The sequence below is a fragment of the Marinilabilia rubra genome, assembly GCF_003121985.1.
GTDB lineage: Bacteria > Bacteroidota > Bacteroidia > Bacteroidales > Marinilabiliaceae > Marinilabilia > Marinilabilia rubra.
Genome location: NZ_QEWP01000016.1, coordinates 1 through 25452 on the forward strand (window position 1 = coordinate 1; position 25452 = coordinate 25452).

The window sequence follows — 25452 nt, forward strand, 5'->3', positions numbered from 1 at the left end:
AAGGAACAGAATGTAGAACCAAAAAATAAAACATTTTCGAGTATCCACATATTAGAAATGATAAACCAAACCTTTGATTTTGTGAATATTCCATTGCATCAATCTGCTTAGCCTGACGGCTATGCCCTGAAGGGGCGGCATATTTGTGGAGTGTAGCAAACCTGGAAAAAAAGTGGCATAGAGAAAAGAAATGTCATTTAACCATCTTTTATCTGACTCAAAAGAAAAATAGCTTTTTGCAATCGCTTAATTAAAGTGAGTTAGATGTTTGCATATAAGGCAGTCCTTCCTATAAACATTACAAGACGAGCAGATTAGCCAATAATCTCTCTTCTGCCTTCTGTCTCGCAATCTTCTGTCTGTGGTTACATTTATATAAAAATAGCCCTATTTATTGTTTCATAATTCACTACATTTATAGTTCAGACAGGAAATATTGTTAATCTTATTTTTCTGAGTTATGAAGGAAATTATTTCTACAACTAAGGCACCTCAGGCCATTGGCCCCTACAGTCAGGCAACCATTGCCGGTAATATGGTTTTCATTTCCGGACAAGTACCCATTGATCCCGCATTGGGGAAACTGGTTGATGGGGACATTAAAGACCAGACGGAACGGGTTATGAAAAATTTACAAGCCATTCTTTCAGAGGCCGGATGTGATTTTTCGAATGTTGTGAAAACCACCTGTTTACTGAGCGACATCAATAACTTCAAAGCCATGAATGAGGTTTATGGCAAATATTTCCCCGAAAATCCTCCTGCCAGAGCAGCTTTTGCTGTTAAGGATCTGCCTTTGGGAGCATTGGTGGAAATTGAAGCCGTGGCTGTAAGGAAATAAATCCCTTTTGGACACAGCAACAAGATAAAACAATCAAAAGACCTGCAAAGAAGATAAATAAACGTTACCTTTAAGGAAACAGAAAATATCTCACATGCAAGTAACGGTAAACAGAAAAAACTTAGTATTTAACCCTGACCCGAGCAGGGTTATTGCCCGTTTTTTGTTTACTGGTGAAGAGAGGGCATTAAATACCATCCAGTCCATCCTGGCAATGTCAGAAAAACAAGTGTTATTGACATTAAATCAAACGCTTAGAGACTATTCTATGCGTCACAGAAACATTTCCAGAATTTTTGAGAAACACTTTAATAAAATTGCAAACCTTATCAAATCACTGGATAAAAATCCGGATGAAATAGATTACTCAAAAAAAATCCTTATAGGCTCCTATTTTACCATGGAGTACTCCATTGAATCGGCTGCATTTTTTAATCCATCAATGGTAGAGCATCCTGACCAGACTGATATAAAACCTGGCTGCAAAAGAGTTATAATCAGCTTTCGGGCCACCGGAGAGGGACACATATCATCTATTGTGTTCAGAACCGGAATCCTTGATAAATCCAACAACCTCACAGTGGAATCTATTGGTGATATGCTGGAAGAAGCAGAACATATCAGACGGCATGTTTATGATAAAAAATCCTTTAATCACAAACTGGAAGAAATGCAGGAGATTCACGGCCTTATTCCTCCTGCTTTAATATTAGATAAACTCCCCGAAAAATTCACTTATGGTGAATTGCGAAAATGTATTTACGAGTCCAGAAAATCAGTCCATTTAACTTCTGATAAAGAATTCCTTTTTAACCAACTTACATGGTTGGCCTCCTCTCATTATGAATTACAGTTTTCGCTGGATACCAATATTTCAGAAAGGGTTATTTTCCCTGTTTCTGTCAATGAAAAAAATGGAATTGAAGATGCTCGTTTTGTAAAATTCACGGATGAGGACAACAATACCATCTACTACGCCACTTACACCGCGTATGATGGAACAACAATTCTTCCAAAGCTGCTTGAGACTGAGGATTTCTACCATTTCAGAATAAGACCTTTACATGGTGAAATAGCACAAAACAAAGGAATGGCTCTTTTCCCCAGAAAAGTAAATGGCAAATATGCCATGCTTTGCCGGCTGGATGGGTTTAACAACTACATTGCATACTCGGAGAACATTACCGTTTGGCGAGAGGCCAACATCCTCCAGCAGCCCCAATACCCCTGGGAGCTTATCCAGATTGGAAATTGTGGCTCCCCCATTGAAACAGAAGAGGGGTGGCTGGTCATTACTCATGGCGTGGGGCCCATGCGCGAATATTCATTAGGAGCAGCCTTGTTTGACCTTGATAATCCTGAAAAAGAAATAGGAAGATCAAAAACTCCGCTTTTAATCCCAAATACGGAAGAAAGAGAAGGTTATGTTCCTAATGTAGTATATTCCTGTGGTTCAATGATACATAACGATGAGTTGATTATACCTTATGCTATGTCCGATTATTCATCCACTTATGCTTCTGTAAATTTGAAAGAACTCATTAGCGAGGTAAAAAATTCATAATTGTTTTTTCTAACTATTATGTGCAGCTTTCTTTGCCATAAGAAATGACGCTAGCCCTCTCTGTTTCTACTGCCATTAATCTTCTCTTCATTTGCTACTGACTCCTGAGTAGCGAAACCTGCTTTACCAAATCTATGTGTGAAAGATGTAACTTATTATCATAGAAATGTAATACTCCTGAAATAGGATAGACTTATTTTTACAAGACACAATAGTCCGTCAAATTTTGTAACGAGCTTTTAATTAAATATTTATACACTGAAGGCTCTTTGTGTTAACACCTAATTTATCAGCGCATTGTGTTTTATCTTAAAGCTAATATCTAACGATCTATTGATTCAACGAACCAACCAATAAAAAATAATATCATGAAAAACTTACTTTATATCATTGCCGCTTTGCTCATGGTAATTTGGGGAATACTATTCTGGGGTTTACATTCTTCAGGCCCTGTTCATCTTATTCTTGCTGTGGCAGGAGTCGTTGTACTGGTCAGGGTTATTTTCAACAAACAACTGACTCACAAAAAAATCAAGGTTCGGTAGCGTTAGGCTATCAAAGAAAAAAAAACCAAAGACCCAATTCCGCTGTGAAGTAGAGAAAAAAATATTAACTGAAAAATAATTTTAAAGAGGTAATCCCAGCTATCATATGGGCAATCTTTTCCAGAAAGGATAGTAGAACTTATACCCGGTTGTATGTTAACAAAAAGGAAAAAGACTATTGTCGTAATAGTAGCTCACCCCGATGATGAAACACTTTGGAGTGGGGGAACAATCTTAAGTCATCCAAAATGTGATTGGTTTATTGTTTCCCTGTGCCGTGGTAAAGATCCGGAGCGTTCCGCTAAATTTTTCAAAGCATTGGAGGCATTAAATGCGGTGGGCATCATGGGAGACCTCGACGATGGCCCTGAACAGCAACCATTAGATTTACAAGCGGTTGAGAAAGCTATTCTTAATTTGTTACCGTTGAAACATTTCGATATGATTATTTCCCACAGCCCGTCAGGTGAATATACAAAACATCTCCGCCATGAAGAAATTGGCCGGGCCGTAATTAAATTATGGCATTCCAATCAAATCGCTGCCAATTGTTTGTGGGCATTCGCATATGATGATGAAAATAAAAAGTATTTACCTAAAATAATTGAAAAAGCCTCGGTAATTACCAATTTTTCCCATCAAATATGGACAAAAAAATATAATATCATTACCAAAATTTATGGTTTTGAGGATGATAGCTGGGAAGCACAAACCACTCCAAAAACAGAAGCGTTTTGGCAGTTCGGTAAACCTTCAGAAGCCATGAGTTTGCTCAAAACAGTGAAGTAGAAACATCCGCCAGCGACGAAAAAAATTTGATAGTATTTCGACACTAAAAACGCAACCCGTATTTTATCGTTTCAGTAAAAAATCAAAATCTATGAAAGTACTTGTTCTGTATGATTATCCGCCATCCCCCGGAGGTCTGGCCACGCAGGGCGATTTGCTTTACAAAGGGCTGCTTGAAATGGGGGTTGATGTTCATGCTGCACATTTTGAATCGGCACAGGAAAAATAATGGTATTATCGATGGTTTAAGCCCGACGCTGTGGTTGGAATAGGCTACTGGGGACATACGCCACAACTGGTGCTTCACCCTCAGCGCTACGGTATAAAAGCCGTTCCCTGGCTGGTAGCCGACGGATTTATTGCCAACTATCAGGAAATTTTGAATGCCTTACCGCTTATTCTGGTTACATCTAACTGGGTAAAGGAAATGTATGTGCGCGATGGGATTAATCCGGATATCATTGAAGTACTACCGGTAGGCTGCGATACCGATTCTTTTAAGCCCTTCAGTAAGGACGATCCAAAAATACTTGCAGTAAGAGAAGCGTTGGGAGTTTCTCCCGATCAGCTCATGGTACTCACCGTGGGAGGTGATGCTGCTTCAAAGGGGGCACAGGAAGTAATGCAGGCACTTGCCATAATAGATACTAATGCACCCGATTGGAAATATGTTTGCAAAGTTTGGCCTCAACCCCGCACCAAAGCACAAAATCTGGCCGATCTGGAATTGGCAGAGCGGCTGGGAATTGAGAAGAATGTCACCTATGCAACCAACACCATCTCCCGCACTTTTATGCCTTACCTTATGGGAGCATGCGATATTTATGCAGCCCCCGCCAGACTGGAAGGTTTTGGAATGCCTCAGGTTGAAGCCGGTGCATGTGAAAAACCCGTAATTGGCTTAAAAGCCATGGGAATGCTTGATACATTAGTACATAAAGAAAACCGCCCTGCTTGCTAAAGTTGCCCGTAAAATCGTCGTTAATGAAGTTATTATCGGTGAGGAATCAGGATTCGAAGAAAAACACAAGATGTTGTTTAAGACACCCCGCATTGTTGATTACCGGGCCAATGTACAGGATATAGCAAAACATTTGATGACGCTAATGAATGATAGTGCTTTAAGATTGAGTATGGGAAAAGCGGGAAGAAAAAGGGTGGTGAAAAAATTCGATTACCGAACTGTTGCCAAACGTTTCATTCAAATTGTAAGTGAAAGACTGGAGATTGATTGAAAAAATACCAGAATTAAGGCTATCAAAGAAGATTGATCTATGTTATGTTAAAAAACAATCAAGTAGAGATCGATGACGCGCGTAACGCAGCGATAAAGGTTCTGTTACATAATGCGCATGGCCCGTTTCATGGCCTTCCACGAACAGCAGGTTGGGGATATCCCGAACCCTATACCCGTGATTTGATGTTTGCTCTTTTGGGCATCGCGGTTTCGGGAAAGCAAGAGCTCATGAACAGTATGCGTAATGTATTGCTGGCACTGGCGAAAAATCAAACCAGGCATGGACATATTCCATCATTGGTGCATGATGCCAGAGATTTGGGGGCCAGTGATACAACCCCATTGTTTTTACTGGGGATTGGTATTTTCAGGAAAATTACAAATGAGAAAAAATTCCTGCAGCAAGCCACAGAAAAAGCCTTGCAATGGATGGAATATCAAAGTCCTTCGGATCGCTTTTTGGTTGCCCAACAACCTACCAGCGACTGGCGTGATGAACAATGGGTAACCGGTTATGGTTTTTTTGTTAACACTTTGACTTATAGCTACCTACGCTTGCTTAACCAAGACGAAAGAGCAGACCAATTGAAACACGACATGGGAAGATTCACCATTACCAACGGCATTATGCACAAACATGTACATGAAGGGCTTGTGGTTAAGTACAAGCCCTACTATGCATTTTGGTCATATAAAATTTTCAGCAGTGAACGTTTCGACCTTCTGGGAAACAGCCTGGCTATTTTGTCTGGATTGGCTTCACCAACCAGGGCAAATGAAATGGTAACATGGATAGAAGAAGAGTGTATCAATATGCGCAAAAATGAAGAACTTGCCAGTGATTTGCCTCCCAATTTCTTCCCCTATATCAACCCCCTTGATCCCGACTGGCATGAACGATACGAACAATACAACAAACCCGGTGAATATCATAACGGAGGTATCTGGCCATTTATCTGCGGGTTGTATATTGCAGCCCTTATTGCAGCAAAAAGATATAGGTTGGCAGAGAAAAAGCTAATTGCTCTTACCCAAACAATAAAACTTTCAAAAAGCAAATCACTGAAATTCGGATTTAATGAATGGATAAGAGCCCAGGATGGAATGCCCATGGGCCAGGACTGGCAAACATGGAGCGCCGCCTTGTATTTGTATGCTGCCAAATGTGTTGAAACAAAAAAAGCACTTTTTTTTGATGATGCATCCATCAATTCCGGCATTTGACTCATTCATCCAATGGTTTCATGCGCCAGATGCATGATTCTTGGGATGTATAGAAAACAACTTCAACAAATTTGCAAAATATCCTACTCATAGTGGCTCCGGTCATAAACATCCCGTACACAAAATATTGATGACTCTGGAAACTTTTAAACCTCTTCATAAGTGTGAATTATGTAAGATAAAAAAACAATCATGTAACGAGTTCCAGATTCCTTATCTGTAAGTTTATAAAATTGTGCATCAGATATTTTATCTCTCCCCCATAAGCAGGAATGCATTAATCGAACAAGGATGACGCCGGGAGAAAAAATATCGATAAAGATCCCAGAAGACCTCCTTTGATTCCGGAGCATAAAAGGTTATTGGGTTTTGAACTAACAACAGCCACGTTGCAACCGGAATACCCTTAAGCCGGTACCGCAGTTACATTGTAATTAAACTAACAACTATCAAAATGAAAGCAATTGAAAAAATTAAAGCAAACGTTGCTATACTTTTGTGCCTGTCCTTATTAATGATAAGCGCACTCAGTTATGCTCAACAAACAAAGAGCACTTTGTTTAAGAAAGCCGACAAGGCAATGCTTGATGCAAAATTTGCACGGGCTGACCTTCTGGTTCCGGATGAATACAATAAAGGAATTGAATACTACAGGCAGGCTGAAAAACATTTTGCCGACCAAAAAAGCGTTGAAAAGATTGAAGAATCACTTGTTGAAGCTGTAAACCACTTTAACCGGTCTGCAACCTTTAGTGTTTCAGCCAAATCGGTATTTGCCAGTTCACTCGATGCTCGTTCCGATGCATTATCGGCAGGAGCTGACAGAAGTGCAAAAAAAATGTGGAAAGAGGCTGAAGACGTTTTTAACAGAGCAGCCAGAGAACTGGAAAAAGGTGACCGGGATGACTCGTACAAGTATTCGACCGAAGCAGTTGAACTGTACCGGAAAGCAGAATTAACTTCTATAAAAACCGACTTGCTTGACGAAACCCGCGTTTTGCTGGAAAAGGCAGATGACAATAACGTTGATCGCAATGCTCCGAAAACCTTGAAAAAGGCTGAAACGTTGCTGGCTGAAACTGAAAGAGAACTGGAAACAAACAGGTATGATATGGACTATCCTCGTACGCTGGCCAAGCAAGCCAAATATGAGTCCCAACATGCTATCGCACTTGATAAAACCATATCTGAAATTGATGACAGAGATATGAAAATGGAAGATGTCATCCTGCAATATGAATTACCACTAGTCCGGATTGCTGAAAAAGCCGGTTTTGTAGCTCAGTTTCATAATGGAATCGAAAAACCTGAACAGGAAATCATCGGATATATTTCGGAGTTGCAACTTGACAACCAAATGATTATTGCCGAAAATATAGCTATAAAAAATGAAATCAAAAACCTGAAAACGACTGTCGAATTATTGAAAAGTGAAAACTTAGCACTCAATACCGAATTCAATGAGGAAATCGACAAGCGTACAGATGAAATGAAATCGCAAATGATGGAGTTTGAAAACGAAAAGGCGAAACTTGACGCTAAAATAGATAAACAAACAAAACTAAATCAACAGTTTGAGAACGTCTATCTGATATTTGACAAATCAGAGGCATCGGTATTTCGATCTGGAGATGAAATCGTTATAAGGCTGCATGGGTTTGGTTTTGAAACCGGCAAATCGGAAATAACTCCAACAAATTTTGACTTGTTAACCAAAGTGCAGAACGCAATTAAAATTTTTCCGGAAAGTAGCGTAATTGTGGAAGGATATACCGATTCATTCGGAGGAGATGCCTCCAATTTAATGCTTTCCCAGAAGCGGTCAGATGCGGTCACCCAATATTTGAATGCCAATTCAGATATCGAAGAAATCAGTAGAATCAGTTCTGTAGGTTATGGAGAAATAAACCCTGTGGCCAATAATGAAACTGCAGAAGGAAGAAGACAAAACAGACGAATTGACATAAAGATTCTGCCAGAAATGTAAGAAAAAAAGCCATAGGGGTAACTCTGAAAAAAACAGGTTTCTCCTATGGCTTTTGTAGCTAATGTTGCTCTTTCCTCCTTAAAAAAAAACAATGGGATGAGAATTTTGAACAGGGGAAGGAGAGATATTTAAGAAGTAACGAATATTATCTAAATTTTTTAACCATTTCTGCATTAACAATCATTATCGTCATCATTGGTGTTGGAGTTTTACTTTGGCTGATTAACCGATTCATACCCATGCAACCCACAATTAAAGGGGTTTTGAATGTCGTTGTCATTCTCATTTTAATAATTTGGTTATTGAACGTTTTTGGAATTCTTGAAAGTTTGCAAATTATTAGAATTTAGCAGCGGTTTTATGAAATGGTAAATGTGGGAAGAAATTACACTCACAACAAAATAATCCTCATTATGACTAATCAACAAAATAAACTCGATAATTTACGGCAAGCAGCCGAGTTGTTGTTAAAAACGAAAGTAGCAGTTTCAGATCCACCTCTTTCCGAATCTGCCTCCCTGAAAATCCTTCATGAGCTGGAAGTACATCAGCTGGAACTGGAAATTCAAAATGAGGAACTGATAATCGCCAGGGAGAAAGCCGAAGAAAGCGAAAGACTGAAATCATCATTTCTGGCCAACATGAGCCATGAAATCAGGACACCTATGAATGGCATCCTGGGGTTTACTGAAGTATTAAGAAATTTCAAGTTGGACGAAAATGAACGATATTACTATTTAGATATTATTGAAAAAAGCGGAACGCGTATGCTCAATATCATTAACGATATTTTAAGTATTTCAAAAATAGAATCTCAGCAAACTGAAGTCTCTAATTCCGAGGTAAATGTAAACGAGCAGGTGGAGGATATTTATCATTTTTTCAAACTGGAAGCCGAACAAAAAAAACTAAAATTATCTTTCCATACTGAACTTCCCACAAACAAAGCATTTTTCTTGACAGATAGAGAAAAAGTCTACGAAGTGCTTACCAACCTGGTGAAAAATGCAATAAAATTCACCCAAACTGGCTCAGTTGATTTTGGGGTCTCTCTCAAAGGAGAATTTATAGAATTTTATGTCCGGGACAGCGGTCCCGGTATCCAGTCAAAACAGCAAGAGAGCATATTTGGCCGATTTATGCAAGGCAGCAGGAATTTAAACCAAATCCAAGAGGGGGCAGGCCTGGGATTATCCATTTCAAAGGCTTACATTGAGATGCTGGGAGGAAAGATTCACGTTGAGAATAACTCCGCACATAATGGTGATAATACGGGGGCCACCTTCTTTTTTACAATTCCCGCCACTCCGGTAAAGAATAAAAAAGCTGTAAATTCGGTCAATAAACAAGAAAAGACAGTGGTTAGCAAAAAACCTTATGTTTTGGTAGTTGAAAATGATGAAATATCGAGAATGCTGCTTTTTACCATGATTGAAGATATTAGTAAAGAAATTTATACAGCTACAACCGGAGTTGAAGCAGTTGATATATGTCGGAAAAATCCGGAAATCGATCTGGTGCTGATGGATATAAAAATGCCTGAGATGGATGGCTATAAAGCCACGCAAAATATTCGTAAATTCAACAGGGACATAACAATAATTGCTCAAACTGCCCATGCCCTGTTAGGTGACAGAGAGAAAGCCATTGCTGCAGGTTGCAATAATTATATTTCCAAACCTATACACAGCGCAAGTTTAAGAAAAATGATAATCGATTGTCTTTCAGAGAAAAATAAACTCTAAAACGCATTAGCCGTTAACCACAGAACCATGAAAAATTCACTTTACTCATTGCTTTGTTTCTGAATATTGCATGGGCCATCGGGTGTCTGGGATACAACAGCGGAGGACTCATTCACATTTTGTTCGTAATCGCTGTTATTGAAATGATTTTAAGATTTATTCAGAACAGAAAATCCTACTTACTGTGACCGTAAATGAAATAAATATTCCTTTCTACGTAAAAGCGATTCTGGTTATAATGGGGCTACTGGCCTTTTTCTTTACACTTTATATTGCTCAAAGCATTATAATACCACTTGTCTTTGCAACCATCCTGGGCATAGTACTCCTTCCGGCATTAAACCTGATAATCAAGCTGAAAGTTCACCGGGTGGTGGCCATCGCAAGTGTGATGTTCCTCACTTTTTCAATCATTGCTTTGTTTGGAATACTCCTATATTCTCAGGCAAGTCGATTCACAGAATCATTACCCAAACTGGTTGATAAGTTCACCCAAATACTCAATCAGCTCGTCTTCTGGATATCCGGTTACTTTGATATTAGCGCCTATGAAATTACCCAATGGATTACAAAAACAAAAAACGAACTCATTGGGAGTGCAGAAATCGGGCAAACATTAGTAAGTGTCGGCAGCATACTGGCTTTTTTGTTTTTGATTCCGGTATATGTATTTATGATTTTATTTTACCAGCCATTGCTCGTTGAATTTTTGCACCGACTGTTTGGAGAAAACAACAGAGACAAAGTGAGCGAAATCATTAGCCAAATTAAAACCCTTATTCAACGTTACCTCCTCGGATTGTTATTTGAGGTAATAATCATTTCATTTTTATATACGATTGGCCTCCTGGTTTTGGGCATTGAATATGCTTTAATTCTTGGGATATTAGGGGCTTTGCTCAATTTAATACCTTACCTGGGTTCGATCATTGCTGCTTCTATGCCAATGATAATTGCTATTGTAACTAAGCCATCCCCATGGTTTGCAGTTTTGGTTTTAGCGCTTTATATTTTCATTCAGTTTATTGATAACAATTTTATAGTTCCCAAAATAGTTGCCTCAAAGGTAAAACTTAACGCGTTGGCTTCCATTATTGCGGTTATTACATTTGGTGCCTTGTGGGGCATCCCGGGTATGTTGGTTGCTATTCCTCTGGCGGCAATTGCAAAACTTATTTTTGACCAAATCAAACCATTACAACCATGGGGGTTTTTATTGGGCGATAATCGACCCGATTCATAAATGAGTTCGATCATTATCTAAAAAACTTCTGAAAGGGAAAACCGAAATATATTCGTGTACCAATCAACGCAATATATGTGAATAATGTAACTCTTATCAGGAATTCTGTAAAACAATCAATAATAAACTCTCCTACCTTTATTCTGTGGAAAAGAAGACACCATTTAAAAAAGTGACAATAAGCCCCCTCGTTGTAAAAGAGCAGGTAATAAGACTTGGTGAAAAAACATATAAAAAAACTCAGGAGGCCAATGTTTTTTTCGTCGGGATAGGTGATTTCATTTTGTTTTTCTGGCAAACAATAAAAGAGACTTTTTCTCTTAGTTTTGAATTTAACGAATTCCTTCGTCAGTGCTTCCAAATAGGAAATAAGACTTTGCCGCTTATTTCAGTAACGGGCCTAATCATGGGAGGTGTGCTCACAATACAATCTCGCCCTGTTTTAGCCGATTTTGGAGCTTTATCCCTACTTCCCGGAATGGTTGCTTCATCAATAATACGGGAAATGGGCCCGGTTATTACTGCGTTAATATGTGCTGGCAAAATAGGATCCGGCATGGGGGCCGAGCTGGGGTCAATGAAAGTATCGGAACAGATTGATGCTATGGAAGTCTCTTCCACTCATCCCATTCGTTTTTTAGTGGTTACAAGGGTTTTGGCTGCTACGTTAATGATACCAATATTGGTTTTGTATGCCGATGCTCTTGGAATTATGGGAAGCTGGGCTGCTGCAAACATCAAAGGGAGTGTTTCATTTGTGCTGTTTTTTAATCAGGCATTCAGGGCGATCGATTTTATAGATTTTTTCCCTGCTCTGATTAAAACGTTCTTTTTCGGCGCTGCCATTGGCCTTATGGGGTGTTATAAGGGCTATTCTGCCGGACAGGGAACAAAGAGTGTAGGCATTGCAGCCAATTCAGCCGTTGTACTTTCTTCCCTGCTGGTGATTATTATTGACCTGATTGCTGTTCAGATTACCGATATGCTTTTATAGAAAGAAATAGTAAATGACAAACAATAAACCCGTAACACCGGAAAGTCAAAATACTTTTAATTCGGTTATTGAGATCAATAATCTTAGTAAAGGTTTTGCTGAACAGCAGGTGCTAAAGAACTTGTCGTTAGAGCTTCATAATGGTGAAAATCTGGTAATACTTGGGAAATCAGGCTCCGGGAAATCGGTTCTTATAAAATGTATTGTTCGTTTGCTTAACTCCGATTATGGAACCATAAAGGTATTAGGGGAAAACGTAAATGAATTAAAAAGTAAGGGCCTGGCAGCGTTGAGGAAGAAAATTGGCTTCCTTTTTCAAAGTGGCGCCCTTTATGACTCTATGACCATTAAACAAAATCTTGAATTTCCTTTAATCAGAATAAAAAAAAAGCTGACTAAAATGGAAAGGAACAAAAAAATAGAAGAGGTTTTGGAAAATGTAGGATTGGCCAATACGCTGGATAAAATGCCATCCGAACTTTCGGGGGGCATGCAGAAAAGAGCCAGTCTGGCGCGTACCATCATCGTGGACCCTTTGATTATGCTCTACGATGAACCCACAACCGGCCTTGATCCTGTTACTTCAGACGGCATAAGCGCATTGATTAACGATATTCAAAAAAAATACAAAACATCATCTATTATTATCACACACGATATTGAATGTGCCCGCGCAACTGCCGACCGAATTATCATGTTAAAGGACGGCGAGGTTTACCTGGAAGGAACCATTGATGATTTTGAAAATTCAACCGATGAGTTAATCCAGTCTTTTTTTAAGGAATAAAAGATAAACAATGGAAAATCATACACCACGTTTTAAAGCAAGATTAGGTATTTTTATTGTCCTGGGAATGGCCATTTTTGTAATTGCCATTTTCATCATTGGAAAACAACAAAATTTATTTAATCCGGTATTTAAAATCACCACCAGGTTCTATAATGTAAGCGGGCTTCAGGTTGGAAACAATATACGCTTTTCAGGTATTAATGTCGGCATTGTTGATAACATCAGAATAACCAATGATTCAACGGTGCAGGTCGATATGCTTATCCGAAAAGATGTGCAGCAATTTATAAAGGCCGACAGTTATGCCAGTATTGGTTCTGAAGGAATTATTGGCGACCGGATCATAATTATTACACAGGGAAGCACAAACGCCCCCTTGGCCAAAGATGGACAAGAGATTTTATCCCAAGAACCATTTGAAACCGATGACATCATGAAGAGTTTAAAAATCAGTGCAGAAAGTGCCGAAGTTATTACATTTCAACTTGCCGAAATAATGACCAATATTAACCGTGGAGAAGGAATGCTTGGAAGATTGATAAAAGATTCGGTAATTGCAGAAAATGTGAATATGACCATTGAAAATTTCAGAAAAAGTTCTGAAGGATTGGATGAAACGATTGAAGTTACAAAAGAAAATGTCTTTGCTTTTATGGAGAGCTTACAACAAACTGTTGCCAAAACTGAAGTTGCATCCAATCAGCTCGGAGAAATAATGATGAAAATTAATAATGGACAAGGAGCTATTGGAATGTTGATTCAGGATACATCTATTGTAAATAATATTGATGAAACCATTATTAATCTTAAAGAAAGCAGCATTCGTCTCAATGAAAACATGGAGGCGCTCAAACATAATTTCCTCTTCAGAGGATATTTCAGGCGACAGGCCAGGGAAAAAGAAAAAATGCAAGTAAAAACCGATACGGTTATACCTTTAAAGAACAAGTAGTTGAAAGAAAAAAAGACCAAAGAGACTAATAACTCAATGGACAAAGCTTCTGATATTAAATCCGGTAAGTTTCCCATTGTTGGCATTGGCGCCTCGGCTGGAGGACTGGAAGCATTGGAGCAGTTCTTGAAAAATGTTCCTGAAAAAAGCGGAATGGCCTATGTTGTTGTGCAACATCTGGATCCGACACAAAAAGGAATGCTTCCTGAGTTGCTACAGCGAATATCAGGCATGCAGGTGTTTCAGGCCGAAGACCTGATGCCGGTAGAGCCTGATCGCGTCTATGTGATTCCGCCAAACAAAAATATTTCCATCTTCAAAAGGGTACTCCACCTGTTTGAACCTGTCGAAAACCGTGGACTTCGTCTTCCGGTAGATTTTTTTCTGCGTTCGCTGGCCGATGACTGTAAAGAGAATGCGGTGGGAATTATTCTCTCCGGAATGGGCTCCGATGGATGCATCGGAATCCGGGCAATTAAAGAAAATAACGGAGTTGTTTTGGTACAGAAACCCGAAACGGCCAAGTTTGACAGTATGCCGCGTCATGCAATCGATTCAGGACTGGTTGATATCATTGCTCCTCCGGAAAAACTGGTCCGCGAAATCATTCATTTCCTAAATCAAATACCTGAAGGCAAACCAACCCGCCACACTGCAATAAAAGATCATAGCGCCTTTGAAAAAATTATCATTTTGCTGAGAACACAAACAGGCAATGATTTTTCTCTCTATAAAAAGAATACAATCTATCGACGCATTGAAAGAAGAATGAGCATCCATAAAATTGATAAAATAGTTTCGTATGTCCACTTTTTACAGGAAAATCCAAAAGAAATACACATCCTTTTTAAAGAGTTAATGATTGGTGTAACAAAATTCTTTCGGGACACACCGGTTTGGAAGCACTTACAGGAAAAGGCGTTTCCGGCTCTTATAGACCAAATGAAACCCAATTCGCAACTGAGAGCTTGGATCCCCGGATGCTCAACCGGAGAAGAAGCCTATTCGCTTGCCATATTGTTTAAAGAGGTTTTGGAGAAAACTAACCCACATGCCGGAATATCATTACAGATTTTTGCCACCGATATCGATAGTGATGCTGTTGATACTGCCCGTAAAGGCTTATTTACAGATAGAATTTCTTCCGATGTTTCTCCCAAAAGACTAAACCGTTTTTTCACCAAAACAGAAGAGGGCTATCGCATTAGCACAGAGATAAGAGAAATGGTTGTGTTTGCTCAACACAACATCATAATGCATCCCCCCTTTACCAATATTCATTTCATTTCATGCCGGAATCTTTTAATATACATGGACTCTGAGCTTCAAAAAAAACTATTGGGCTTGTTTTATTACAGCCTTAATAAGGAAGGGCTTTTGCTTCTTGGTACTTCTGAAACCCTTGGTACACAAAACCATCTATTCAGACCGGTGGACAGCAGTCTGAAAATTTTCAAGCGCTCCGGCACCAACCTCAATCCGCTATTAATGGATTTTTCATCTTCTTTTGCCCGGCCTGCAACAGGTTATTTTGAAGACACCAAACCCGAAAGACCAGTTATGAACATTCAAACACACGCCGATCAACTTTTACTAAGCCAGTTTGCGCCAGCCGGTGTGTTGGTTAACGATAATGGCGACATCCTGTACATTAGCGGACGAACAGGTAAATATCTGGAACCGGCCGTGGGCAAAGCCAACCTCAATATTTTTGCCATGCTGCGACCGGGTTTTCAGAATGACTTCGTTATGGCCTTTCGTAAAGCGGTAATGAAGAAAGAGGCAGTGGCATTACATCATGTAAAGACAAGCACCAACGAAGGCTTAATAACATTAAATGTCACTATCCACTGGATTCAAAAACCTGAGCTTTTATATGGCAAACTGATGATCATTTTTTCTGAAGTTGCACTTCCTGCTGAAATAGCTCCACAAAAGAAGAAAGTAAATGAAAAAGCAGCCAGTGCCAGGGAAAAAGAACTTGAGCAAGAGCTGCAACATACCCGTGAGCAAATGCAAAACATAATGGAAGAGATGCAAACATCGCAGGAAGAGCTTAAATCTACCAACGAAGAGTTGCAATCTACCAATGAAGAGCTACAGTCGACCAATGAAGAACTCATGACCTCGAAGGAAGAAATGCAAAGCCTCAATGAGGAGCTTCAGACGGTTAATGCCGAATTGATGGCCAAAGTGGAGGACTATTCCCGGGTCAATAACGATATGAAGAACCTGCTCAACAGCACCGATATTGCAACTTTATTTTTGGATAAAGAACTCAATATCCGCCGATACACGAACCAGACAACCAAGATATTTAAACTCATAAAAAGCGACATTGGAAGGCCATTTACCGATCAGGTTTCACAACTTATTTACCCTAACCTGGCTGAAGATGCACAGGAAGTATTGAGAACCCTCATTTATGTTGAGAAACAGATTCCAACCAAGGATGGAAGATGGTTTTCTATTCGTATCATGCCCTACCGGACTCTGGACGATCGAATTGACGGACTGGTAATAACGTTTATTGATATTTCGGAACTGAAACTGGTAGAAGAAAAATTACTTACAATGAATCAGGAAAACCAGCTGCTTATTGACACTTCGTCCAGCGTAATTCTAAAATTGTCAGCCGATTGTAAAATTTTGGAGTTTAATTCAGCAGCCGAAACCTTTTTCAATACGAAACGCGAGAAGGTAAAGGGTCATAGTTTTTTGGAACAATTCATTCCGGAGAATTCACGCCAAAAAACAGAGAAAAAATTGGCCGATCTATTGGCCAAACCGGGAAGTAACAATCTTCAAGTCAGGGTAATTGCAGCCGGAAAGAAAGAAGTGGATGCAGTATGTTCGATGAACGTATTATTCAATCGTTCTGAATTATCCTCAGCAATAATTACAATCACACAAAAACAAGAAAGCTATGACAAGTGATGAAACAGATTTCAGGGATTCAGGCAAACTGAGGGAGAAAGCAGAAGAGCAACTGAAAAAGAACCAAAAAACAGCTTATGCATTGTCTATAGAAGCCGATGCAGGTAAACTTCTGCACGAGTTACAGGTGCACCAGATTGAATTGGAGATGCAAAATGAAGAATTGCAGCAGGCTTATGAAACTGCAGAAAAAGCCCTGAGAAAATATACCATGCTGTTTGATTTATCCCCCATGGGGTATTTCTCCCTCAATCCTGATGGTGTTATCTGCGATTTAAATTTCACAGGGGCCGATATGCTTAACGAGCGGCGTTTTTCCTTAGTTAACAGCAATTTCAAACTTTTTATTACCGAAGACTCAAAGACTGTATTTACTGATTTTTTCAAAAGAGTATATACCAGTAATGCAAAAGAATCATGCCAGGTAATGCTTGGCTATGACAATAAATCTCTTTGCAGGGTATATATGGAAGGGGTTGTTACCGAAGATGAACAAAACTGCCTTTTGTCAGTGGTGGATATTTCTAAGTTTTCAAGAGATTAAGTGATTATTGCATATAATCTCTTGCAGGAAAACATCAACGACTGTGTTATTATCATTTTGATCCATCCTGAAACAAACCATCTTATGATTCATACCCAAGCAAAACGCAATCCTCACAATCCAGGTACAGAAATTTAAACATAACCTGAAAACCTGAAAAGAAATATAATTTTGTATGATAGCTGCGATTACCATTGATCCGGTTCTTTCCAAATTTGTAATTCTCTCCCTGATTATTCTAGTGGTAGGTTTTCTGATGCGGATTATTAAACAACCGTCCATCGTAACTTACCTTATTGTGGGGGTGTTGGTTGGACCATTTGGATTAAAAATTATCGCCGATGAAATCCTGATTACCGATCTGGGTTCTCTGGGACTTGTGCTGCTTTTATTTTTTGTTGGCATGGAAATCCATTTGCCCAACCTGGTTACAAACTGGAAAGTATCTGTTATTGGTACTTTCGTTCAAATTGTGGTGAGCATCATTATCGTTTGGTTTCTGGGGCAAATATTTGAATGGCAAATCAATCAGGTCATTATGCTGGGGTTTGTCATAAGCTTAAGCAGCACCGCAGTGGTAGTTAAACTTTTACAGGAAAGAAATGAGCTATTTTCAAGAGCAGGGCAAAATGTTTTAGGTGTACTTATTGCCCAGGATATACTTATTGTGCCGATGCTGATAATACTTAGTTACCTGGGAGGTGATAAACCCGGAGCGGCAGAAATGCTAAAACAAATAGCGGGAGGAATACTGATTATTGGCATAATCTTGTACATCCTTAAGAAGAAAGAAATTAAGCTGCCTTTCAAGAAATACATCGAAAGGGATCACGAAGTGCAGGTTTTTGTCGCATTTTCTTTGTGCTTTGGTTTCTCCATCATAACAGCATTATTTGGTTTGTCGTCTGCCCTCGGGGCATTTATTGCCGGAATCATCTTATCTGCCACAAAATCTACCGCCTGGGTGCATCACAGCCTTCATGCATTTAAGACCATGTTCCTGGCTTTGTTTTTTGTTTCAGTAGGAATGTTGATCGATTTGCAGTTTTTAAAAGAAAATGCAATTATTATAAGTTCTCTTGTACTTATGGTTTTTGTTGTCAACAATACCATTAACATACTAATAATGCGTATCTTTTGCAAAGACTGGAAGATAAGTGTTTACGCAGGTGCCCTGCTGTCACAAATTGGTGAGTTCAGTTTTATCCTGGGATCCACGGGCTATTATTCCGGTATAATTGATTTTCGAGACTATAAACTGGTAATAAGCATTATCGCCATAACCTTATTTCTTAGTCCCTTTTGGATAAATCTAAGCAGAAAAATGATGAAAATTTAACCGGAAAAAGGACATTTTCTTTTTCGGGATTAGTTATTTCGGGGATAGAGCCGTCCGCCAAACAAACCTTAACTAAAATCATGAAATTCTTCATAAGCCTGCAATACAGTTAAATGAGAGATTAAATACGCCAGAGAACTTTCCGCACCCTGATTGCGATTTACTCCATAAACTTCAAAACCGTCACAGCACCCCTGAGTTTCAAAATCGTACAAGCTCAACCGCAAATCGTTTTCACCCAAAAACCATAAGAAAGAGGTGTAAAGCTTATTCAGAAACTCTTTGTCTTTGGTTACATGAAAAGCCTGATGATACATTAACACCATTGCCATAGCATCTACAGGCTGTTGTGCAAACACTGAACGCTCTCCGTCCTTTTTGTACCACTTCTCGTTTCCGATAACAGACAGGTAATTCTCTTTGAGAGTATGATCTGTAAGAAACTGCATAGATTTCATGGCCACTTCCAATACTTTTTCTTCGTTCAGGATTTCGGCTGAATGCAGCAGGGCCAAAGGCAACATTCCGTTGTCGTAGGCAAGTAGTGATTCGAACCATTGCCAGTCCGGCGACTGGTTATCGTCGAATTGTTGAATCAGCTTATGAGCCATGTTTCGAAGTCGTTCTGTCATGGAGTCATCTCCAGGACTGGTTCTCAGGTAATAACAAATTCCGATCATCGTATTGGCAATACTCCTGATGGATTTCAATTTTTCGAAATTGGGAGCAGCATTGAAAAACATCAGACGGCCGGTTTGGTAATAGGCATCATTTGGAGCGTTGCCCAATAAATAACCGAGGGCCCAGATGGTACGACCGAAAGAATCTTCAGAGCCTACTTCATCAAGGTAATCTCTGCTAAAGCTCAGAAAATTCCTGAATGTTCCATCCTTATTTTGCATATAATGGATATAACTTAAATAAACCGGCGATAATTCAAGAGACCGAAAATCTTTGATTTGCCGGTAAGCCATCAAAACCATCAGCAGTGCCCTGGCATTGTCATCCAGACAATAGCCTTCTTTCAGGTTGGGAATTCCAAACTTTGCATGCTGAATAATACCGGTATCATCTGTCAGCCTGTTTATATGCGCTAAAGAAAAGGGAGGAAGAATAAGCAAATCCAATATGGTATCCTTTCTCTCCAATTCTAAAGTTCCCTGCAATACCGCTTGTTTCGCTGCAGCAAGGTATTTTTCCCCGGTTTTGGGCCATGTTATGTTTCGGCCATATTCACCGGCTCTCGCTTTCAATTTTTTTAATTCCGCAGGATTGTCCAAAAGCTCTGTTAATATCGAACTAAGCTCGTCCGAATTCCCGAAACTGAAGAGCCTTCCTCTTCCCTCTGCCAGCAATTCAGCTGCATGCCAGTATGGAGTTGATATTACTGCCGACCCCACTCCTACTGCATAAGCAAGTGTTCCACTGGTAATTTGAGCCTCATGCAAATACGGGGTAATATATATATCCGTAGCCGACAAGTATTTAAATAAGTCTTTAACATCTAAAAACTCATTCAAAAAGAATACATTTTTATCCAGCTGAAGGGTTTTAACCAGGCGCATTAAGTAGATGCGATATTCTTCACCTGAATGTCTCAACACATTGGGGTGCGTTTTCCCCAAAATCATATAGAATACATTGGGGTATTTTTCTATAACCCCGGGCAAAGCTTTGATTACCGTCTCTATGCCCTTGTTGCGACCGATAAAACCAAAAGTTGTAAGTACATTTTTGTGCTCAAGCTTAAATTCTTTCTTTGACTTTTCTGCACTGAACCGTAAGTCAGGTACACCATGGTCAATGAAGGCAATTCGCTCCTCCGGAACATCATAAATATTAACTAAAAAGTCAATGGCCTTATGGCTCATCACCACAATTTTGCCGGCCATTTTGCAAATTTCCTGCAAAACGGCCTTTTCATTATATGAGGGTGATTTCAGGATTGTATGCAGCGTAACAATCAGAGGTATTTCTAACCGATGCAGTAAAGGAAGAATATATACTCCGTTTTGTCCGCCAAAAATGCCAAATTCATGTTCAAGAATGCAAACTTCAGCACCACTATGATTAATGAACTTCACCGCCTGAATATAATCTTCCTGATGTTCCTGCCTGATGGTCAGTTTTACCTCTTCGGGATAGTCATAAACATTGGAAAAATCGTTCAATGCCACCACAAATCCGTCATTGGTATTCTCTTTTCGGCCATTTACTGAAATCATCGAATTAAAAAGATCATGAGTAAAGGTTCCGATTCCACATTCGCGCGGTGGATATGTTCCGAGAAAAGCTATCTTCATTTTCTAATAGTTTAGTAATTTTATTTTAATCATGATACAGAAAATAAATCTCTGAATCATTTACATTCCTGTTTCTCCCGAAGCCCGTAAACAGTCCTGAAATGGTAGCCATAGACTGCAAAAGTGATGGCATCCGCAAACAATCCGGGTTTCTTAAACAGAGTCCAGAACAGTAATTTCCAAAATTCAATCCTACCTTTGTTTAGTATACCAATGATGTACATCGACTTCAGGAAGGCACTTATCAGTGAGAAGTTTATCCTCTTTGCCATTTTAGAGTTTTGTTGATAATTTACGAACATTTGCCTGACTCTATGATAGTAAGGCTCGGGGGCATAGATATTCCTGATTATTTGTTTATAACCTCTTATTAATTCGCCATAATCCATTTTAGGAATAAAATTCATCGATGAATCCGTATTGTTCCCCGATGCCTCGGTGGTCAACCTTTTTTCGGTCTCCAACCGTTTATATAACTTTGTGTTTTTGGGTGCATTCAACAGTCCTACCATAGCTGAAACAATACCACTTTTCTGAATAAACTCAACCTGCCGCTGAAAAACACTGGGCGTATCACTGTCAAAACCAATAATAAAGCCTCCGGAAACCTGAAGCCCGTTATTCTGAATGTTTTTCACACTTTGCAGCAGATTACGATTTTTATTCTGAACTTTATGACAGGCATGGAGCGATTCTTCATCCGGAGTTTCTATTCCGATAAAAGTAGATGTTAACCCCGTTTCAACCATCAGCGACATCAATTCCGTATCGTCTGCAAGATCAATAGAACTCTGAATATTAAACACAAAGGGATATTTGTGGCTTTGCATCCACCTCTTAATGGAGGGAAGTAAATTTGATTTTATCTCACTTTTATTGCCGATAAAATTATCATCTACAATGGAAACCGATCCACGCCACTTAAGACGGTACAACTCATCCAATTCCTTAATGATCTGGTCAGAATCCTTCATTCTTACCTTATGTCCAAGAAGCGATGTTATTTCACAAAAATCACATGAAAACGGACACCCTCGTGAAACCTGAATGTTCATAAAAACATACTTTTTCATCTGCAATAACGAAAAATCCGGAATGGGTGAAAGAGAAAGATTTGCAAATTGATCGGTTTTATAAACCTTAGCAGGAGTTCCATTTAACAAATCATCGAGAAATAATGGTAACGTTATTTCAGCCTCATTTAACACAAAATGGTCTATTATAGGATAGTTATTATACTCCTGCGTAAAAAGGGGGCCTCCGGCTACCATTTTAGTCCCTTGCTCCTTACATTTAAGCATTATGTCTTTCACCGATTTCTTCTGAATATACATGGCACTGATAAAAACATAATCTGCCCATTTAATATCAGCAGTCTCAAGTTCGGAAACATTCAGGTCGACCAGCTTTTTCTGCCACTCCCGGGGGAGCATTGCCGATACTGTAATTAATCCAAGAGGTGGAACCGCTGCTTTTTTCGAAATAAACTTAAGGGCATGTTTGAAGCTCCAAAAAGAATCAGGATATAACGGATATACCAATAGTATTTTCATAAAAGATCTATTTTTATCTGTCAATCAACTTCCATTTCCCAAACTGACAAAGGACTGCCAAAACAACTCCGAGACAAAAAAATTACAGGCGGTTTAAAGGATACTTTTAAAAGCAATTAGGGAGAGGATAATACAACCGGAAGATCTCGTGAAATATACCATGTAGTTGAACAATAATATCAGCTATCTGATTAAATACGGTTATATCTCGTTGCACAACCACTTAATGGAGGAGGTTACAAACACCTGCACTCTACCCCTGAATAACCCCATTTCATTAACCGGGATTTTTATTCAATATGGTTAAAAAGAACCTGTAAAAATACTGCAATGAATTTTCTATAAATTACGGCAATCAGAGAGCTATTACTATTACATAATTCCTGCTAAAGATTACATTATTCACACATCCTCAAGAGTATCCCGACTCCTGTTTTTGAGATTTTTGAAGCCGGACGGGGTTAAACCCGTTATTTTTTTAAATTGATTCGACAGGTGTGCTACACTGCTATAATGCATTTTAAAAGCAATTTCGGAAAGATTAAGGTCGTCATAAACAATCAATTCCTTTACTCTTTCAATCCTGTGTTTCAGATAAAATTTTTCAATGGTGGTATGCTTTACCTCCGAAAACAGATTAGCCAGATAGGTGTAATCGTAGTTCAGTTGATCTTGTAAGTAATCGGAAAGATTTACCTTTAATTGTTCATCTTGGTTATGAACCAGTTCAATAATGGTAATTGCTGTTTTCTCTACAAGAATATCTTTCCTGCTTTTCATCAATTCAAGCCCGGCCTTTCTTAAGGAGCTATCTAATTTTTTTAATTTTTCTTCAGGCACTTCTCCTTTAGTATTTGCTTCACCAATTTTCACCTCGTAATAATCCTGTCCGATTTTATCCAGTTCACTCTTAACAACCATCTGGCAACGAGTGCAGACCATATTCTTGATATATATTTTCATTGGCCACAGAAATTTCTTCTTTAATCAACCTGCCTGGATAATTAATTAAAGATACGATTTTTGTGCTGCTAATATCAATCTGATTTTAATAGTGTTTCCCGCGGCATTTCAAAGACATCAAGTCCATAAAGAGAAGTTGGCTACTTACAGAACCCGTAATTGACCTGCTCAGTCACATTTGTAATATGACTGGATCTGGGAAACGGATTTTCAATCCATGACTAAAGAGGGTGTCCAAAAAGCCAAGGTATTTATTGGCCTGAGCATCTAAAAATTTTAAAGATTTTGACAGAGAGATCCTTCACTACGTTCAGGATGAAAAAATACTCGTGTTTTCAGACTTTTTGAACATCTCCCTCCAATAAAGAAATGCCTCAGCTAAGCTGGATTTGTAATTCGGCCGGCCGTCATTTGCGAATTTTTAATCCGCATTGTATACAATCTCAGATATTATTATCACCCTCAAAATTCAGCAATTGGATAATTAACTACATTTTAACAAAACGTCCTGCAAATGCAGAACCATTTACTTCTAACCGAATCACATAAACACCAGGAACCAATGAGGAAACATCCAATTCATTGCAAACACCCTCATAAGTTTTTGATTTCCCTTTACCGGCTATATTGGTAATAACTGCATACCCGCCATCAAATCTGTCACCTACATTAATTTTCAAAACATTCCTGACAGGATTTGGAGATATAATCAGTTTCCTGACTTTTAGATCATCCCTCACACTATTGATTACGGGATTGAACAACCACAAATAGGCCGCTTCAAAATCACTTGCCCAGGTAGCCTCGTTGTGACCACCCCCTGAAATCACTTTAGACGAAACATTTTGGAACCCCTGGGTATTCAAATTATTGTCCATGTCATTCATTGGGCCAATGTATTGCTGCCCTTCATTTTCTCCCGCATTTTGGTAGAAGCGGATATCATGCTGAAAACCGGTCTGTATAAGGTAATTATTGAGAACATCTGTTTTGGCCCAATAAGCCGGGGAAAAAAGACCTGCTTTGCTGAATACATTCTGGTATTTCAAAGCCCCGTATAATGAGATCACACCGCCAAAAGAGCTACCCATTATGCCTGTATTATCGCGGTCTGAAAGCGTCCTGTAGTTGGAATCAATAAAAGGCTTTAGTGTTTCTACTATAAAATCGATATAGGCATCTCCGTCACCACCCGGAAACCCCAGATATTCTTCTGCCCGGTACTGACTGTTATCAATACCCACCACTATGGGTACCTGGTATCCCTGGTCTGCCAGTTCATCGAGTGTGTCGTCAACTTTCCATTCTCCGGCAAAGGCTAAAGACGAATCGAAGAGATTCTGACCATCATGCATATAAAGTACCGGGTAGTTTTTATTACTGGTGCCATAGTCTGGTGGAAGATATAAAGAAATACGGCGATATCTATTAAGCTGAGGCATATAGAAGTCATCGGCCATCACCATTACATTATCCGATACAATTGACGGTTCAGGGGGATTATCGGCCCACATTTCAACAGTGACTAAAACGGTTTCGCCATTTCCAAAAGAGAATGTCCGGTTTGCTATTTCCTCCCCATTGGCACCTTTCTCCACACTCGGCCAGTTGCCACGGGTAAATTTATATTCTATCACATCGCCATTTGAGAAGCCTTCAAGAGTAATTTCCCATTTATCATTGGCATTTTTGTGAAGCATATAATTCGTGTCACCCGGATTCCATCCGTTAAAAGAACCGGCAATATAAATATTATCCCCAGCGGGAGTATTCGATGGTTGAGAGTCAATTACAAAGGTAACCTGCGCTTGCATAGATATGAAAACCATGCAAAACATTAAAGTAAAAATTTTTCTCATGACGGGACTTTTCAGTTAAACTTGTTTGGTTGCTATGAAGGTA

The 25452-nt window shown here is 39.2% G+C and carries 23 protein-coding genes; 19 read left to right on the top strand and 4 right to left on the bottom strand.

Annotated features, from left to right (window positions below; all coding sequences use genetic code 11):
* Positions 1-460 precede the first annotated feature (460 nt).
* The 19 genes from DDZ16_RS15960 to DDZ16_RS16040 all read left to right on the top strand — a co-directional run bounded on the left by DDZ16_RS15960 (position 461) and on the right by DDZ16_RS16040 (position 18731).
* Positions 461-841, top strand: a complete 381-nt coding sequence (locus DDZ16_RS15960) for a RidA family protein (RefSeq protein WP_109265493.1) — start codon at positions 461-463, stop codon at positions 839-841.
* A 94-nt stretch (positions 842-935) separates the two neighbouring features.
* Entirely contained in the window at positions 936-2405 is a 1470-nt protein-coding gene (locus tag DDZ16_RS15965) for a glycoside hydrolase family 130 protein (RefSeq protein ID WP_109265494.1), read from the top strand.
* A gap of 368 nt (positions 2406-2773) precedes the next feature.
* Positions 2774-2950 carry a hypothetical protein gene (locus DDZ16_RS20870; protein WP_198416738.1) on the top strand — a complete coding sequence of 59 codons (177 nt, stop codon included), beginning with the start codon at positions 2774-2776 and terminating at the stop codon, positions 2948-2950.
* A 153-nt stretch (positions 2951-3103) separates the two neighbouring features.
* Positions 3104-3739: a PIG-L family deacetylase gene (locus DDZ16_RS15970; protein ID WP_109265495.1), complete on the top strand. Its 636-nt coding sequence runs from the start codon at positions 3104-3106 to the stop codon at positions 3737-3739.
* Between the two features lie 91 nt (positions 3740-3830).
* Entirely contained in the window at positions 3831-3968 is a 138-nt protein-coding gene (locus DDZ16_RS20875; protein ID WP_198416739.1) for a hypothetical protein, read from the top strand.
* Between the two features lie 30 nt (positions 3969-3998).
* Positions 3999-4700, top strand: coding sequence for a glycosyltransferase family 4 protein (locus tag DDZ16_RS20880; RefSeq protein WP_198416740.1), 702 nt, complete (start codon positions 3999-4001; stop codon positions 4698-4700).
* 34 nt (positions 4701-4734) lie between these two features.
* Positions 4735-4974, top strand: a complete 240-nt coding sequence (locus DDZ16_RS20885; RefSeq protein WP_449405534.1) for a glycosyltransferase — start codon at positions 4735-4737, stop codon at positions 4972-4974.
* A 44-nt stretch (positions 4975-5018) separates the two neighbouring features.
* Positions 5019-6200 (top strand): glycoside hydrolase 100 family protein, encoded by a 1182-nt coding sequence (locus DDZ16_RS15980; protein ID WP_109265496.1) that lies wholly within the window; start codon positions 5019-5021, stop codon positions 6198-6200.
* A 454-nt stretch (positions 6201-6654) separates the two neighbouring features.
* A complete protein-coding gene (locus DDZ16_RS15990) occupies positions 6655-8187 on the top strand; it encodes an OmpA family protein (RefSeq protein ID WP_109265498.1) in 1533 nt (510 codons plus the stop codon).
* A gap of 185 nt (positions 8188-8372) precedes the next feature.
* Positions 8373-8537: a Thivi_2564 family membrane protein gene (locus DDZ16_RS21135; RefSeq protein ID WP_394340326.1), complete on the top strand. Its 165-nt coding sequence runs from the start codon at positions 8373-8375 to the stop codon at positions 8535-8537.
* A gap of 63 nt (positions 8538-8600) precedes the next feature.
* Positions 8601-9932 carry a hybrid sensor histidine kinase/response regulator gene (locus DDZ16_RS16000; RefSeq protein WP_158275692.1) on the top strand — a complete coding sequence of 444 codons (1332 nt, stop codon included), beginning with the start codon at positions 8601-8603 and terminating at the stop codon, positions 9930-9932.
* A gap of 53 nt (positions 9933-9985) precedes the next feature.
* Complete coding sequence (locus DDZ16_RS16005) at positions 9986-10120, top strand: lmo0937 family membrane protein (protein WP_232526772.1); 135 nt, start codon at positions 9986-9988, stop codon at positions 10118-10120.
* A complete protein-coding gene (locus tag DDZ16_RS16010) occupies positions 10117-11175 on the top strand; it encodes an AI-2E family transporter (protein WP_198416742.1) in 1059 nt (352 codons plus the stop codon). The genes DDZ16_RS16005 and DDZ16_RS16010 overlap by 4 nt, the downstream gene beginning before the upstream one ends.
* A 145-nt stretch (positions 11176-11320) precedes the next feature.
* On the top strand, positions 11321-12169 hold the full coding sequence (locus DDZ16_RS16015) for an MlaE family ABC transporter permease (RefSeq protein ID WP_232526774.1): 849 nt from the start codon (positions 11321-11323) through the stop codon (positions 12167-12169).
* 13 nt (positions 12170-12182) lie between these two features.
* Complete coding sequence (locus DDZ16_RS16020; RefSeq protein ID WP_109265502.1) at positions 12183-12956, top strand: ABC transporter ATP-binding protein; 774 nt, start codon at positions 12183-12185, stop codon at positions 12954-12956.
* Between the two features lie 10 nt (positions 12957-12966).
* Positions 12967-13911, top strand: a complete 945-nt coding sequence (locus DDZ16_RS16025; RefSeq protein ID WP_109265503.1) for an MlaD family protein — start codon at positions 12967-12969, stop codon at positions 13909-13911.
* Entirely contained in the window at positions 13912-16848 is a 2937-nt protein-coding gene (locus DDZ16_RS16030; RefSeq protein ID WP_232526777.1) for a chemotaxis protein CheB, read from the top strand.
* Positions 16838-17392, top strand: a complete 555-nt coding sequence (locus DDZ16_RS16035; RefSeq protein WP_109265504.1) for a hypothetical protein — start codon at positions 16838-16840, stop codon at positions 17390-17392. Before DDZ16_RS16030 ends, DDZ16_RS16035 begins: the two co-directional genes overlap by 11 nt.
* 175 nt (positions 17393-17567) lie before the next feature.
* Positions 17568-18731 carry a cation:proton antiporter domain-containing protein gene (locus tag DDZ16_RS16040; protein WP_109265505.1) on the top strand — a complete coding sequence of 388 codons (1164 nt, stop codon included), beginning with the start codon at positions 17568-17570 and terminating at the stop codon, positions 18729-18731.
* A gap of 68 nt (positions 18732-18799) precedes the next feature.
* Here the strand turns inward: DDZ16_RS16040 and DDZ16_RS16045 are convergent, their stop codons facing one another.
* From DDZ16_RS16045 to DDZ16_RS16060, 4 genes are all read right to left on the bottom strand, one after another.
* On the bottom strand, positions 18800-21034 hold the full coding sequence (locus tag DDZ16_RS16045) for a glycosyltransferase family 4 protein (protein WP_109265506.1): 2235 nt from the start codon (positions 21032-21034) through the stop codon (positions 18800-18802).
* A 56-nt stretch (positions 21035-21090) separates the two neighbouring features.
* Positions 21091-22587 (bottom strand): B12-binding domain-containing radical SAM protein, encoded by a 1497-nt coding sequence (locus DDZ16_RS16050; RefSeq protein WP_109265507.1) that lies wholly within the window; start codon positions 22585-22587, stop codon positions 21091-21093.
* A 402-nt stretch (positions 22588-22989) separates the two neighbouring features.
* Entirely contained in the window at positions 22990-23550 is a 561-nt protein-coding gene (locus DDZ16_RS16055; RefSeq protein WP_109265508.1) for a helix-turn-helix domain-containing protein, read from the bottom strand.
* Between the two features lie 488 nt (positions 23551-24038).
* Positions 24039-25409 (bottom strand): alpha/beta hydrolase-fold protein, encoded by a 1371-nt coding sequence (locus DDZ16_RS16060; RefSeq protein ID WP_109265509.1) that lies wholly within the window; start codon positions 25407-25409, stop codon positions 24039-24041.
* Positions 25410-25452 lie beyond the last annotated feature (43 nt).

What these genes read in the sequence shown, in the direction of transcription:
- DDZ16_RS15960 (WP_109265493.1), top strand. Translation starts at nt 461, where the DNA reads ATGAAGGAAATTATTTCTACAACTAAGGCACCTCAGGCCATTGGCCCC.
- DDZ16_RS15965 (WP_109265494.1), top strand. Translation starts at nt 936, where the DNA reads ATGCAAGTAACGGTAAACAGAAAAAACTTAGTATTTAACCCTGACCCG.
- DDZ16_RS20870 (WP_198416738.1), top strand. Translation starts at nt 2,774, where the DNA reads ATGAAAAACTTACTTTATATCATTGCCGCTTTGCTCATGGTAATTTGG.
- DDZ16_RS15970 (WP_109265495.1), top strand. Translation starts at nt 3,104, where the DNA reads ATGTTAACAAAAAGGAAAAAGACTATTGTCGTAATAGTAGCTCACCCC.
- DDZ16_RS20875 (WP_198416739.1), top strand. Translation starts at nt 3,831, where the DNA reads ATGAAAGTACTTGTTCTGTATGATTATCCGCCATCCCCCGGAGGTCTG.
- DDZ16_RS15980 (WP_109265496.1), top strand. Translation starts at nt 5,019, where the DNA reads ATGTTAAAAAACAATCAAGTAGAGATCGATGACGCGCGTAACGCAGCG.
- DDZ16_RS15990 (WP_109265498.1), top strand. Translation starts at nt 6,655, where the DNA reads ATGAAAGCAATTGAAAAAATTAAAGCAAACGTTGCTATACTTTTGTGC.
- DDZ16_RS16000 (WP_158275692.1), top strand. Translation starts at nt 8,601, where the DNA reads ATGACTAATCAACAAAATAAACTCGATAATTTACGGCAAGCAGCCGAG.
- DDZ16_RS16020 (WP_109265502.1), top strand. Translation starts at nt 12,183, where the DNA reads ATGACAAACAATAAACCCGTAACACCGGAAAGTCAAAATACTTTTAAT.
- DDZ16_RS16025 (WP_109265503.1), top strand. Translation starts at nt 12,967, where the DNA reads ATGGAAAATCATACACCACGTTTTAAAGCAAGATTAGGTATTTTTATT.
- DDZ16_RS16035 (WP_109265504.1), top strand. Translation starts at nt 16,838, where the DNA reads ATGACAAGTGATGAAACAGATTTCAGGGATTCAGGCAAACTGAGGGAG.
- DDZ16_RS16040 (WP_109265505.1), top strand. Translation starts at nt 17,568, where the DNA reads ATGATAGCTGCGATTACCATTGATCCGGTTCTTTCCAAATTTGTAATT.
- DDZ16_RS16045 (WP_109265506.1), bottom strand. Translation starts at nt 21,034, where the DNA reads ATGAAGATAGCTTTTCTCGGAACATATCCACCGCGCGAATGTGGAATC.
- DDZ16_RS16050 (WP_109265507.1), bottom strand. Translation starts at nt 22,587, where the DNA reads ATGAAAATACTATTGGTATATCCGTTATATCCTGATTCTTTTTGGAGC.
- DDZ16_RS16055 (WP_109265508.1), bottom strand. Translation starts at nt 23,550, where the DNA reads ATGAAAATATATATCAAGAATATGGTCTGCACTCGTTGCCAGATGGTT.
- DDZ16_RS16060 (WP_109265509.1), bottom strand. Translation starts at nt 25,409, where the DNA reads ATGAGAAAAATTTTTACTTTAATGTTTTGCATGGTTTTCATATCTATG.